We start from the raw sequence: 13,753 nt of genomic DNA, 5'->3' as shown, positions 1-13,753 counted from the left end.
GGGATGACGGAATCCGGGCCATGGCGACCCCTCGCATTTCAGCGCCACATCGCCTATATCTCCTTCCATGTACAACTACGTTTCCGTCTCCGCCGCCGATGCCGGCGCACCGTCTGCCGTCCGCGACGGCACGATCAAGCTGCACGATGCGGCGGGCTTTGCCGGGATGCGCAAGGCGGGGCGGCTGGCGGCCGAAATTCTCGACGCGCTCGTCCCTTTCGTCCAGCCCGGCGTGACCACCGCCGAGATCGACGCGCTGGTCCGCGAGATGACGCTGGCGGGCGGCGGCATCCCCGCGACGCTCGGCTATCGCGGCTATACGCATAGCTGCTGCACCAGCATCAACCATGTCGTCTGCCACGGCATTCCCGACGACAAGCCACTGCGCGAGGGCGACATCATCAACGTCGACGTCACCCCGATGGTCGATGGCTGGCATGGCGACACGAGCCGCATGTATCTGCTCGGCGACGTGCCGATCAAGGCGCGGCGGCTGGTCGAGGTCACCTATGAATGCCTAATGCTGGGCATCGAGCAGGCGAAGCCCGGCAACACCATGGGCGACGTCGCGCACGCGATCCAGACCCATGCCGAGCGGCATCGCTATTCGGTGGTGCGCGATTTCTGCGGCCATGGCGTCGGACAGATGTTCCACGACGCGCCGGAGGTCGTCCACGCCGGGCGTCCCGGCACCGGCCCCGAACTGAAACCCGGCATGTTCTTCACGATCGAGCCGATGATCAACACCGGCAAATATGCGGTCAAGATGCTCGCCGACGGCTGGACCGCGGTGACCCGCGACCGCTCGCTCTCCGCCCAGTTCGAGCACAGCATCGGGATCACCGAGGACGGCTGCGAAATCTTCACCGCGAGCCCGAAGGGACTGAACGCACCGCCCTGGCAGTAGGAAGGCATTTGGTTCACGCGGAGGCGCGGAGATTCCTTCTCTCCGTTCGTGCTGACCCCGGATCAGGTCCGGGGGAAGCACCGTTCTTCCTTCAACGACGTCAAAAGACAGAACAGCCCTTCGACAAGCTCAGAGCCTGCCCCGCACAGGCGGGGGGCGAACGGCTTTTTCTTTTCTCCGTACCTCCGCGTGAACCAAAATCCTCTACGCCCTCTGCACGAAATCTTCTTGCACCCCGCCCCCTTCCGGCGCAGACTTGACGTTAACGTCAAGCATAGGCGTGGGAGAGGGATATGGCGAAACGGGTCTTTTCGGCGGCGCTGCTGGGCTGCGCCGCGCTGGCGCTGGTGGCGTGCAACGCATCGAAGAACGGCAGCGCCTCGGGCAGCGGATCGCTCGACGAGGCCGAGAAGGCGAGCGAGACGCTGCTGAAGACGGGCGGCACCGGCGACGACTGGGCGGGCATCGGCTACAGCTATGACGAGCAGCGCTTCAGCCCGCTGACCGATATCAACGACAGGAATGTCGGCGAGCTCGGTATCGCCTGGTATGCCGACCTCGAAGACGCGCGCGGGCAGGAGGCGACCCCGGTGGTCGTCGACGGGGTGATGTACGTCAGCCACGCCTGGTCGAAGGTCGACGCGTGGGACGCCGCGACCGGCAAGAAGCTGTGGTCCTTCGATCCGCAAGTCCCCGGCGAGCGCGCGGTCAGCGCCTGCTGCGACGTCGTCAACCGCGGCGTCGCGGTCTGGGGCGACAAGCTGTTCGTCGGCACGCTCGACGGTCGGCTGATCGCGCTCGACCGCAAGACCGGCCAGGAGATCTGGTCGACGCAGACCTTCGACAAGCGCAAGCCCTACACAATCACCGGCGCCCCGCGCGTCGTCAAGGACATGGTGCTGATCGGCAACGGCGGCGCCGAATTCGGGGTGCGCGGCTATGTCACCGCCTATGACGCCGACACCGGCAAGCAGCGCTGGCGCTTCTATACCGTGCCCAATCCCGACAAGCGCGCCGACAATGCCGCGAGCGATGCCATTTTCGCGTCGAAGGGCAATGCGACATGGTCCGACACGGGCGAGTGGAAGACGTCGGGCGGCGGCGGCACGGTGTGGGACGCCATCGTCTATGACAAGGACCTCGACCAGATCTATCTGGGCGTCGGCAACGGCAATCCGTGGAACCACGGGACGCGCTCGAACGGCGAGGGCGACAACTGGTTCCTGTCCTCGGTCGTCGCCCTCAACGCCGATACCGGCGCCTATAAATGGCATTATCAGGAAACGCCGGCCGAAAGCTGGGACTATACCGCGACCCAGCCGATCATCCTTGCCGAGCAGCCGGTGGACGGTCAGCCGGTCAAGGTGCTGTACCACGCGCCGAAGAACGGTTTCTTCTTCACCATCGACCGCGCGACGGGCAAGCTGATCGACGCCAAGCCCTATGTCGACGGGATCAACTGGGCGACGGGTTACGATCTTGCGACCGGACGGCCGATCGAGAATCCCGAGGCGCGCTTCTACAAGACCGGCAAGCCCTTCATCGCCGTGCCCGGCGCGCTCGGCGCGCATAACTGGCATCCGATGAGCTACAACCCCAAGACCGGCCTCGTCTATATCCCGGCACAGCAGATTCCGCAGGGCTACCTCCAGGACATGGACGAGCTCGACAAAAGGAAGGTGCTCGGCTTCAACGTCGGCACCTCGCTCAACAAGACGATGCTGCCCGACGATGTGCAGGCGTTCCGCGCCGCGGTCGCCGCGACGACCGGGCGCCTGGTCGCCTTCGACCCGCGAACCGGCAAGGTCGCGTGGGGCGTGGACTATCCCGCGGCGTGGAACGGCGGCACGATGACCACCGCGGGCAATCTGGTGTTCCAGGGAACGAGCACCGGGCGCCTGCGCGCCTATGCCGCCGACACCGGCAAGCAGTTGCTCGACCTCGACATGCAGTCGGGAATCGTCAGCGCGCCCTCAACCTTTCGCGTGAACGGCGTCCAATATATCGCCTTCCAGACCGGCAAGGGCGGCGCCTTTCCGCTGGTCGCAGGAGTCGCGGGCGGCGTGACGCGCAAGGTGCCGAACCTGCCGCGGCTCGTCGTGCTCAAGATCGGCGGCACGGTCCAGCTTCCCGCCCCGCCGGCGACGACCGCCCTCGCGTGGAACCCGCCGCCGCAGTTCGGCACGGCGGCGCAGGTCGCGTCGGGCAAGGCGCATTTCGGGCGCTATTGTCAGGTCTGTCACGGCGACAGCGCGATCGGCAACGGCTTCACCCCCGACCTGCGCGTGTCGGGCACGCTGGCCAACGCCGACGCATGGAAGGGCGTGGTACTGGACGGCGCGCTCAAGGACCGCGGCATGGTCAGCTTCGCGCGCGTGCTGACGCCCGCCGACGCCGAAGCGATCCGCGCCTATGTCATCGACCGGTCGAACTGGACCAAGGCCAATCTGCCCGAAGCCTCGGCTCCAGTGGGGCGTTAGGAATCCTGGCCCTTTCTGCGATCGATGGGACTGCAGAGAGGGCAGGATAATGAGTCTCACACAAAGACACAAAGAGGGCGCGCAAAGCAGCAGCCGTCGCGGACCATCCGCGCGTAGCGCATTTTCAAGCTCGCCTGCGGCGGCGAACCGCCGGGCAGCTTGCCGCTGCCCTCTTTGTGTCTTTGTGTGAGATAAATAAGCACGACCCCTCACCGTCATGCCCATATTTTAGGCAGCGAAAGGACGCCGCTGCCTACGGCTTGGGCACGTCCGTCTTTCCCCGCCGCGAATCTCCGCGAAACCCCGCGATTCGCCAATTGGCACGGCTCTTGATTGGTGCAAGATGGCGGGACACCGCACCGACTCGACCGGCCGAACCGGACAGGCGCGCCTGATCCGGCTTCGACCGCGAGCCGGGACGGACAGTCCGAAGGGGATCAGACGCGTGAAGAAGATCGAGGCGATTATCAAGCCGTTCAAGCTCGACGAGGTGAAGGAGGCGCTGCACGAGGTCGGGGTCAGCGGCATCACCGTCACCGAGGCCAAGGGCTTCGGGCGCCAGAAGGGGCATACCGAACTTTATCGCGGCGCCGAATATGTCGTCGATTTTCTGCCCAAGGTGAAGCTCGAGGTCGTCGTCGACGACAATATGGCCGAGCGCGTTGTCGAGGCGATCGCCGCCGCCGCGCAGACCGGCCGCATCGGCGACGGCAAGATCTTCGTCATGCCCATCGAGACCGCGCTGCGCATCCGCACCGGCGAGCGCAACGAGGACGCCCTTTAAGATCATGAGCACCTCTTCACCCGTTCGTGTCGAGCGAAGTCGAGGCACCCCAAAGGCGTGCGCTACTGATAGGCGTCTCGCCTTCGCGAGACGCGAACGGGAATTTCGGAACTAGCGTAACATTTAACCCAGCCCCGGCGTGAGCCGGTCATCATCGCAAGAAGGAAGCATCGACGATGGCTACGAAGCCCAAGGATATCATCGCGCGGATTCAGGAGAACGACATCGAATGGGTCGACCTGCGCTTCACCGACCCCAAGGGCAAGTGGCAGCATCTGACCATGTGCGCCGGCGTGATCGACGAGGATTCGCTGGAGGACGGGCTGATGTTCGACGGGTCGTCGATCGAGGGCTGGAAGGCGATCAACGAGTCGGACATGATCCTGAAGCCCGACCTCGACGCGGTCTATGACGACCCCTTCTCGGCGACGCCGATGCTCGTCATCTTCTGCGACATCGTCGAGCCCGCGACCGGCGAGGGCTATGCCCGCGACCCGCGCACCACGGCGAAGCGCGCCGAAGCCTATGTCGCCTCGACCGGCATCGGCGACACCGTCTATGTCGGACCCGAGGCCGAATTCTTCATGTTCGACGACGTCCGCTTCGAGACGGGCTACAACAAGTCGGGCTTCGAGATCGACGATATCGAGCTGCCCACCAACACCGGCCGCGCCTATGAGGGCGGCAACCTCGCCCACCGGCCCCGCGCCAAGGGCGGCTATTTCCCCGTCGCGCCGGTCGACAGCGCGGTCGACATCCGCGCCGAGATGGTCTCGACGATGCTGGAGATGGGCCTGCCCTGCGACAAGCATCACCATGAGGTCGCGGCGGCGCAGCACGAGCTCGGCCTGACCTTCGGCACGCTGACCCAGACCGCCGACCGCATGCAGATCTACAAATATGTCGTGCACCAGGTCGCGCACGCCTATGGCAAGACCGCGACCTTCATGCCCAAGCCGATCAAGGACGATAATGGCAGCGGCATGCACACGCATTTCTCGATCTGGGAAAAGGGCAAGCCGCTGTTCGCGGGCAACGGCTATGCCGGGCTTTCGGACATGTGCCTTTATTTCATCGGCGGCGTCGTCAAGCACGCCAAGGCGCTGAACGCCTTCACCAACCCGACGACGAACAGCTACAAGCGGCTCGTCCCCGGCTTCGAGGCGCCGGTGCTGCTCGCCTATTCGAGCCGCAACCGTTCGGCCTCGTGCCGCATCCCCTATGGCGCCGGCGCCAAGGCGAAGCGCGTCGAGTTCCGCTTCCCCGACGCGATGGCCAACCCCTATCTCTGCTACGCGGCGCTGCTGATGGCGGGGCTCGACGGCATCCAGAACAAGATTCATCCGGGCGAGGCGATGGACAAGAATCTCTATGACCTGCCGCCCGAGGAGCTGAAGGAAGTGCCGACCGTCTGCGCCTCGCTGCGCGAAGCGCTCGATTCGCTGATGGCCGACCACGACTTCCTGCTGAAGGGCGACGTGTTCTCGAAGGACCAGATCGAAGCCTATATCGAGCTCAAGTGGGACGAGGTCCATCGCGTCGAACAGACCCCGAGCCCGGTCGAATACGACCTGTATTACAGCGCCTGATCGCGCGAGACAAAGGGCGTCCGGTTCGCAAGAACCGGGCGTCCCTATTTATCTCACGCAAAGGCGCGAAGGCGCGAAGAAGAAATACCCTCACACAAAGACACAAAGAGGGATGTGCCTGACCGTGAGGCTCATTCGTCGCCTTAGGCGACCTTGAAAGGCGCTTCGCGCAGATGATGAGCGATCGTCTGCGTCAGCGCGCGCCCTCTTTGTGTCTTTGTGTGAGCCTATATTTCTGGATCTTCGCGCCTTTGCGCCTTTGCGTGAGATAAAGACAAAGACTGCCGCCAGATCGAGCCTGCCCCTCTCATTATCCACCATATTGCGTCTTTTCGCGCATTGTTGCCGCCGCGATATCCGGCTAGACCGCTCCCGACAGGGGAGGGAAGATCTTGCGATACGGGGCTTATTTTCTCGCCGCACCGGCGGTGGTTTTCGCGATGCCGGCCGTCGCCGCCGAAGCGCCCATCTATGCGGCGCCGGCCGCGTGGGTGACGGTGAACAAGGCGCCGCTGACCGACGACGGAGCCGACGCGCGACCGTGGCTGCTCGCCGACCGGCAGGTGCTGATCGAGGGTGACAAGAGGTCGACCTTCACCGACACCGCCTTTCGCATCCGCTCGGCCGAGATGCTCCGCAACTGGAGCGACATGAGCTTCGAATGGCAGCCCGACCGCGACGACCTGATCGTCCATGGCATCCAGATCATCCGCGACGGCAAGCCGATCGACCTGCTGGCGCAGGGGCTGAAGCTGAACGTGCTGCAGCGCGAGAAGGATTTCGAGCAGCGCGCGATCGACGGGCGGCTGACCGCCACCGCGCCGATCGAGGATCTGCGCGTCGGCGACACGGTGCGCTTTTCGACCACGCTGGTCGAACGCACCGCGGTGATGAAGGGCAATGGCGAGGCGCTGATCGACCTGCCCGCCGAGCCGGCGCCGATCGCCGCGGGGTCGGTGCGGGTGCTGTGGCCGAAGGATCTGCCCGTCAAATGGAAGGCGTTCGGCAAGGGCATCGCGCCGGTCGAGAGCGACAGGAACGGCTATCGCATCCTGACCCAGTCGCACCCGCTGGTAAAGCAGGAGGAGATGCCCGAGGACGCGCCGCTGCGCTTCCGCCGCCCGCCGGGGCTGGAATTTTCGACCTTCGCATCCTGGGCCGACCTGTCGCGGACGATCGCGCCGCTCTATGCGACCGCGGGCACGATCAAGGACGGCGGGCCCCTCGCGGCCGAGATCGACCGCATCGCGGCAAGGACCAGCGACCCCAGGGCGCGCGCCGACGCCGCGCTGCGCGTCGTGCAGAACGAGGTCCGCTATCTCTATCGCGGGATGGAGAACGGCAATTATGTGCCGCAAGCGCCCGAGACGACCTGGTCGCTGCGCTATGGCGACTGCAAGGCCAAGACGCTGCTGCTGCTCGCCATGCTCGACCGGCTCGGCATCGCGGCGCGGCCGGCGCTGGTCAGTTCGGTGTTCGGCGATCTGTTGCAGGACCGGCTTCCGACGCTCGGCGCCTTCGACCATGTCATCGTCGAGGCGACGATCGACGGCACCGACTATTGGCTCGACGGCACGACGGCGGGCACCCATATCGAGGATCTGGCCGATGTGCCGCCGTTCGGCTTCGCGCTGCCGCTGACCGCCGAGGGGCACGATATCGCCGCGCTGCCGGTGCGGCGGCCCGAACGGCCGCAGATCGCGGTCGCGATCGACTATGACCAGTCGGCGGGCACCGCCTTTCCGCCGCTCTTCGACCTCAGCTTCACTGTCCGCGGCGCGATGATGGCGCCGCTGGTGACGCTGAAGGCGCAGGCCAAGCCAGACCAGCTTCGCGATTTCACCCAAGGCGCGCTCGGCAACTTCACCAACAATGGCGCGATCTACAGCCGCTCGATCGAGGTCGACGAGGCCAAGGGGCTCGCCACCATCCATGCCAAGGGCATCGGCAATCTATGGTGGAACCGCGACGAAGAGCGCCCCTATCTCGCAATCGAGGGGATGGTGGGCGATTTCAATGTCGACATCGACCGGTCGCGTCCGGCGTGGCGCGATATCCCCGTCGCCACCGGCAACCCGATGCTGATGGAATATCGCTTCAGCCTGACCCTGCCGCAGGGCGCCGCCTTCACGACCGAGGGCGACGCGCAGACAGACCGGGAGATCGCCGGTTTCGTCCTGCGGCGCGACGCGCAACTCGGCGGCAACCGGCTGACGGATGTCGAGAGCGTGTGGACCAAGGGCGTCGAACTGCCCGCCAGCGCCCTGCCCGCCGCGCGCGCGGAGGCGGCGGCGCTCAAGAAGAGCGAATTTCGCGTTCGTGCGCCCGCGGGCTATCCCTCGCGCGTCGAGGAAATCGCCCGCGCCCGCAAGGAAAAGCGCCTCGCCCCGCTGCTCGCCGCCTATCAGAAGGCAATCGACGACGATCCTGACGAGGCGAATAATTATCTGAACCGCGCCGCCTTCAACCGCGGCATCTTCGATTACAAGGCGGCGATCGCCGACTATGACGCGGCGATCGCGCGGGCCCCGACCGCCGACAGCTATCAGCAGCGCGCGGGGCTGAAAGCCGCTCTCGGCGACGATGCAGCGGCGCTGGCCGATGTCGAGGAAGCCTTGAAGCTCGATCCCGGGTCGGAGGATGCGCTGGCACAGAAGGTCGGCCTGCTCGCCGAGCTTGGCCGCACCGGCGAAGCCCTCGCCATGGCCGACGAGCAGATGGCTGGCGCCAAGGACAAGCGCGGCTGGATCAGCCTCAAGGCCGACGCGCTCGGCAAGGCGGGGCGCGCCTCGGAAGGCGCGGCGCTGCTCGCCGAAGCGCTGACCGAGCGGCCGGGCGACCCCGGCCTGCTCAACGAGCTGTGCTGGCTGCGCGGAACGCGCGAGATCCAGCTCGATATTGCGCTCAAGGATTGCACCCGCGCGATCGAGCTCAGCGACAATGCCGCCGCCGTGCTCGACAGCCGCGCGATGGTCTATTTCCGGCTCGGCCGGCTCGATGAGGCGCGCGCCGACCTCGATGCGGCGCTGAAGCTCAGTCCCGGCCTGCCCGCCTCGCTCTACATGCGCGGGATCATCCGCGGCCGCGCCGACGACAAGGTCGGCGCACTCGCCGACCTCGCGCTCGCACGGATACAGAGCGGCGAGATCGACAAGACCTACGCGAAATACGGGATCAAGCCATAGGGGGCCGGCGGCGGGCAGCCGCCGCCCCGGTCGTCAGCTTGCGCCCGGGCATCGGTCGAGGCACAAATGCCCCCGTCGCCTTTGTCCACGCAGGAGCGACGGTTCGGACAATGAAGGTCGAAGCCCCATGAAATTGCCGCTGTTCGCCGCCCTCCTCGCCGCCTCGCTCGCTTGCGCACCGGCGGCGGACGCGAAGCTGTCGAAGGCCGAGGCCGCGATGGCGAGGACCGTCGCCGCCGAGCAGGACCGCTCGATCGCGCTGCTCGAACGCCTCGTCAATCAGAACAGCGGCTCGCTCAATCTCGAAGGGGTCGAGAAGGTCGGGGCGATGATGCGCGCCGAGCTCGAACCGCTCGGCTTCGCCGTGACGTGGAAACCGATGCCCGAAACGAAGCGCGCCGGCCATCTGATCGCGGTCCACAAGGGGCGCGAGGGCGGCAAGCACCTGCTGCTCATCGGCCACCTCGACACGGTGTTCGAGCCCGACTCGCCTTTCCAGACCTTTACCCGCAAGGGTGACCTTGCCGAAGGGCCGGGGGTGGGCGACGACAAGGGCGGCATGGTCGTGATCGTCGCGGCGCTGCGGGCGATGCATGCCGCGGGGACGCTGAAAGATGCGAACATCGAAATCCACCTGACCGGCGACGAAGAGGATGCGGGCGACCCCATCGCCAAGTCGCGCGCCGACCTGATCGCCGCGGGCAAGCGCAGCGACGTCGCGCTCGATTTCGAGGGGCTGGTGCGTGACGGCCCAGGGGATAAGGGGGGCGCCGACATGGGATCGATCGCGCGCCGCTCCTCCGAAAGCTGGACGGTCGCCACGACCGGCAAGGCCAATCACAGCTCGGGCATTTTCAGCGCCGAATCGGGCGACGGGGCGATCTATGAGCTCGCGCGCATCATCCAGCGCTTCCGCACCGAGCTGCCCGAGCCCAACCTGACCTTCAACGTCGGGCTGGTCGCTGGCGGGCAGGAGGTGTCGCTCGACGAAGGCGGCATTCGCGCGACGACGAGCGGCAAGACCAACATCATTGCCGCGACCGCTATCGCGCGCGGCGACCTGCGGACGCTGTCGGCCGATCAGGCGGCGCGGGTGAAGGCGAAGATGGCGGCGATCGTCGCCGACCATGCGCCGGGCACCGGCGCCACCCTCGCCTTCGACCCCGGCGGTTATCCGGCGATGGCCCCCACCGAAGGCAACAAGGCGCTGCTCGCCAAGCTCAATGGCGTCAACCGCGACCTCGGGCTGGCCGAGATGGCGGCGCTCGACCCGCTGAAACGCGGCGCCGGCGACATCAGCTTCGTCGCCGCCAATGTCGACAGCCTCGCGGGACTCGGTACCTACAGCACCGGCGACCATGCGCCGGGCGAGACGGTCGAGCTACCGTCGATCGCGCGCCAGGCAACGCGCGCCGCGATCCTGATGTCGCGCCTTGCCGCCGATCAGCGATAATTTCGCGCCCGACCGCGCTTGATTCATCCGCCCCAGTGCTTAGGTAGCAAAGCGAGACGCATTTCACGCCGATGGGAGACAGACGATGAGCACCGAACAGCATTTCAAGCAGAATTACATCGGCGGCCGGTGGGTCGACAGCAAGGGCGGCAAGGACCATCAGGTCATCAACCCGGCGACCGAAGAACCCGCATCGACCATCGTGCTCGGCACCGCAGCCGACGTCGACGATGCCGTCGCCGCGGCGAAGGAGGCGTTCAAGAGCTGGTCGCAGACCACGCGCGAGCAGCGGCTCGAGGTGCTGAACCGGATCGTCGAGGAATATAAGAAGCGCGGAGCCGATCTCGCTAGGTCGATGGCGGCCGAAATGGGCGCGCCGGTCAGCTTCGCGGGCACTGCGCAGGTCGGCGCCGGCATCGGCGGCTTCATGGGCACGATCGCCGCGCTCAAGGATTTCAGCTTCACCGAAAAATATGCCGCGGGCGTCATCGCCTATGAACCGATCGGCGTCGTCGGCATGATCACGCCGTGGAACTGGCCGCTCAACCAGATCGCGCTGAAGGTCGCCCCGGCGCTCGCCGCGGGCAACACGATGGTGCTGAAGCCGTCGGAGGAATGCCCCGGAAACGCGACGATCTTCGCCGAAATTCTCGAAGCGGCAGGCGTGCCCGCGGGCGTCTTCAACCTGGTGCAGGGCGACGGCCCGACCGTCGGCAACGCGATCGCCGCGCATCCGGGGATCGAGATGGTGAGCTTCACCGGATCGACCCGCGCCGGCATCCTCGTCGCCAAGGCGGCGGCCGACACGGTCAAGCGCGTCCATCAGGAACTGGGCGGCAAGTCGCCGAACCTCGTCCTGCCTGACGCCGATTTCGAAGCGGTGCTGCCGCCGACGGTGCAGGGCGTGCTCGTCAACACCGGCCAGAGCTGTATCGCCCCGACCCGCATCCTCGTCCACAAGGACCGCGAGAGCGAGGCGGTCGGCGTCATCAAGGCGATGTTCGACGGCACGCAGGTGGGCGACCCGATGGCCGAGGGCGGCCATATCGGCCCCGTCGTCAACAAGGCGCAGTTCGACAAGATCCAGGGTCTGATCCAGTCGGCGATCGACGAGGGCGCGACGCTGGAAACCGGCGGCACCGGCCTGCCCGCGAACGTCAACCGCGGCTATTACATCAAGCCGACCGTCTTTTCGGGCGTGACCCCGAACATGCGTATCGCCAGGGAAGAGGTGTTCGGCCCGGTCGCGACCGTCATGGCCTATGACGACCTCGACCAGGCGGTCGATATCGCCAACGACACCGAATATGGCCTGTCCGCCGTCGTTTCCGGCGACCCCGCCAAGGCGGCCGAAGTCGCGCCGAAGCTGCGCGCCGGCATGGTCGCGGTCAATGCCTGGGGCCCGGGACCCGGCGCGGCGTTCGGCGGCTACAAGGCCTCGGGCAACGGCCGCGAGGGCGGGCTGTTCGGGCTCAAGGACTTCATGGAAGTCAAGTCGATCAGCGGCATTCCGGCGTAAGCGACTCCCGCCCTCCCCTTCAGGGGAGGGCAGCGAGACTTGCCAGCTTGCTGGCTTAGTCGCAGCGGGTGGGGTCCATCGGCCTTGCGCAAGGGCTCAAGACCCCACCCCAACCCCTCCCCTGAAGGGGAGGGGCTTTTGCTATACGCCAGCACCCGCTACACGCACCGCACCATGATCACCCGCTCCCCCCTCGCTCCCGCGGCCTTCCCCGCCCTTCCTGCCATCGCCGGGGTCACGCTCCGCGTCGCGCGCGCGCGCTACAAGGAATGGGACCGCTGCGACCTCACCTATGTCGAGCTGGCGCCCGGCACGACGGTCGCGGGCGTGTTCACGCGCAATGTCTGCTGCTCGTCCGAGGTCGAACTCGGCCGCGAGCAGGTGAAGGGCGGCGCGGGCCGCGCGCTGATCGTCAATGCCGGTAACAGCAACGCCTTCACCGGCTATCGCGGGCGCGAGGCGGTCGAGCAGATCATGGGGCAGGTCGCCGAGCATCTCGGCTGCGCGCCGCAAGAGGTCTTCGTCAGCTCGACCGGCGTCATCGGCGTGCCCCTGCCCAAGGACAAGGCACGCGCGGGCGTCGCCGCGGCGCTGACCGCCGCGCCCTGCTCATGGGAGGCGGCGGCCGAGACGATCGGCACCACCGACACCTTCGCCAAGGGCGCAGCCGCGAGCGCGATCGTCGGCGACCGCACCGTCCACGTCGCGGGAATCGTCAAGGGATCGGGGATGATCGCCCCCGACATGGCGACGATGCTCGGCTATATTTTCACCGACGCGGCGGTCGCACCGGCGCTGTTGCAGGAGATGCTGAGCCGGGCGACCGGCGGGTCGTTCAACAGCATCACCGTCGACAGCGACACCTCGACCAGCGACACGGTGCTGCTCTTCGCCACCGGACAAGCCGGCAACCCCGCCCTCGCCTCATGGGACGATGCCGGCGCGGACGCGCTCTACGCCGCGATCCGGCAGGTCGCGCTCGACCTCGCGCATCAGGTCGTGCGCGACGGCGAGGGCGCGTCGAAATTCATCGAGGTGCGGGTGACGGGCGCGGTCAGTGACGAGAGCGCAAAACGCGTCGCGCTCGCCATCGCCAATTCGCCGCTGGTCAAGACCGCGATCGCCGGCGAGGACGCGAACTGGGGCCGCGTCGTGATGGCGGTGGGCAAGGCGGGCGAGCCCGCCGACCGCGACCGCCTCGCGATCCGCTTCGGCGATGTCTGGGTGGCGAAGGACGGCCTGCCCGTCGATGGCTATGACGAAACGCCGGTCGCGGCGCATCTGAAAGGCCGGGACGTCCGCATCGGCGCCGACTTGCGGCTGGGCGAAGGCTGCGCGACCGTGTGGACGTGCGACCTGACGCACGGCTACATCAGCATCAACGCCGATTACCGGAGCTGAGATTGCTATAAACCGTCGCCCCCGCGAAGGCGGGGGTCGCTATCGGAGTAGCGTAAGGTTGCCAGCGGCCCCCGCCTTCGCGGGGGCGACGGCCCGGGCCTTACAGCGCCCCTTCGAGCCAGCCCTTGAGCGCGCTTTTCGGCGCCGCGCCGACCTTGGTCTCGGCGATCTCGCCATTCTTGAACAAGATCATCGTCGGGATGCCGCGCACGCCATATTTGGCGGGAGCGTTCGGATGGTCGTCGATGTTGAGCTTGGCGATCACCACCTTGCCGTTCAATTCGTCCGAAATTTCCTCGAGCGCCGGGCCGATCATCTTGCACGGACCGCACCATTCGGCCCAGAAATCGACGAGGACCGGCGTGTCGCTGTCGAGCACATCGGCCTGGAAACTGTCGTCGCTGATCGCTTTGGTACCCATAATCTGACTCCTGA

The 13,753-nt window shown here is 66.5% G+C and carries 9 protein-coding genes; 8 read left to right on the top strand and 1 reads right to left on the bottom strand.

Annotation, left to right across the window (positions count from 1 at the left end):
* Positions 1-67: 67 nt before the first annotated feature.
* The 8 genes from map (at position 68) to argJ (ending at position 13,318) form a co-directional block, all read left to right on the top strand.
* The gene (map, locus tag FHR21_RS03355; RefSeq protein WP_184095258.1) at positions 68-907 is read left to right on the top strand and encodes a type I methionyl aminopeptidase; all 840 of its coding nucleotides are present in this window, start codon (positions 68-70) and stop codon (positions 905-907) included.
* Between the two features lie 293 nt (positions 908-1,200).
* Positions 1,201-3,387 (top strand): PQQ-dependent dehydrogenase, methanol/ethanol family, encoded by a 2,187-nt coding sequence (locus FHR21_RS03350; RefSeq protein ID WP_184095256.1) that lies wholly within the window; start codon positions 1,201-1,203, stop codon positions 3,385-3,387.
* A 445-nt stretch (positions 3,388-3,832) separates the two neighbouring features.
* Positions 3,833-4,171, top strand: coding sequence for a P-II family nitrogen regulator (locus FHR21_RS03345; RefSeq protein ID WP_095388486.1), 339 nt, complete (start codon positions 3,833-3,835; stop codon positions 4,169-4,171).
* 176 nt (positions 4,172-4,347) lie between these two features.
* A complete protein-coding gene (gene glnA / locus FHR21_RS03340) occupies positions 4,348-5,760 on the top strand; it encodes a type I glutamate--ammonia ligase (protein ID WP_184095254.1) in 1,413 nt (470 codons plus the stop codon).
* Positions 5,761-6,152: 392 nt separating this feature from the next.
* Positions 6,153-8,945, top strand: coding sequence for a DUF3857 domain-containing transglutaminase family protein (locus tag FHR21_RS03335; protein ID WP_184095252.1), 2,793 nt, complete (start codon positions 6,153-6,155; stop codon positions 8,943-8,945).
* A gap of 127 nt (positions 8,946-9,072) precedes the next feature.
* The gene (locus tag FHR21_RS03330; RefSeq protein ID WP_184095250.1) at positions 9,073-10,398 is read left to right on the top strand and encodes a M20/M25/M40 family metallo-hydrolase; all 1,326 of its coding nucleotides are present in this window, start codon (positions 9,073-9,075) and stop codon (positions 10,396-10,398) included.
* Positions 10,399-10,483: 85 nt separating this feature from the next.
* Entirely contained in the window at positions 10,484-11,917 is a 1,434-nt protein-coding gene (locus FHR21_RS03325) for an aldehyde dehydrogenase family protein (protein ID WP_184095248.1), read from the top strand.
* Between the two features lie 174 nt (positions 11,918-12,091).
* Positions 12,092-13,318, top strand: a complete 1,227-nt coding sequence (argJ, locus tag FHR21_RS03320) for a bifunctional glutamate N-acetyltransferase/amino-acid acetyltransferase ArgJ (protein ID WP_184095246.1) — start codon at positions 12,092-12,094, stop codon at positions 13,316-13,318.
* Positions 13,319-13,418: 100 nt separating this feature from the next.
* On the opposite strand, the gene trxA is transcribed toward argJ, so the two are convergent.
* On the bottom strand, positions 13,419-13,739 hold the full coding sequence (gene trxA, locus FHR21_RS03315; protein WP_184095244.1) for a thioredoxin TrxA: 321 nt from the start codon (positions 13,737-13,739) through the stop codon (positions 13,419-13,421).
* Positions 13,740-13,753 lie beyond the last annotated feature (14 nt).

Source organism: Sphingopyxis panaciterrulae, assembly GCF_014199295.1.
In the GTDB taxonomy this organism is placed as follows: domain Bacteria; phylum Pseudomonadota; class Alphaproteobacteria; order Sphingomonadales; family Sphingomonadaceae; genus Sphingopyxis; species Sphingopyxis panaciterrulae.
The sequence above is the reverse complement of the archived record's forward strand: the minus strand, read 5'-3'. Positions and strand labels throughout refer to the sequence as shown.

Coding starts and splice junctions, on each gene's coding strand:
- map (WP_184095258.1), top strand. CDS start 68: ATGTACAACTACGTTTCCGTCTCCGCCGCCGATGCCGGCGCACCGTCT.
- glnA (WP_184095254.1), top strand. CDS start 4,348: ATGGCTACGAAGCCCAAGGATATCATCGCGCGGATTCAGGAGAACGAC.
- FHR21_RS03330 (WP_184095250.1), top strand. CDS start 9,073: ATGAAATTGCCGCTGTTCGCCGCCCTCCTCGCCGCCTCGCTCGCTTGC.
- trxA (WP_184095244.1), bottom strand. CDS start 13,739: ATGGGTACCAAAGCGATCAGCGACGACAGTTTCCAGGCCGATGTGCTC.
- FHR21_RS03325 (WP_184095248.1), top strand. CDS start 10,484: ATGAGCACCGAACAGCATTTCAAGCAGAATTACATCGGCGGCCGGTGG.
- argJ (WP_184095246.1), top strand. CDS start 12,092: ATGATCACCCGCTCCCCCCTCGCTCCCGCGGCCTTCCCCGCCCTTCCT.
- FHR21_RS03350 (WP_184095256.1), top strand. CDS start 1,201: ATGGCGAAACGGGTCTTTTCGGCGGCGCTGCTGGGCTGCGCCGCGCTG.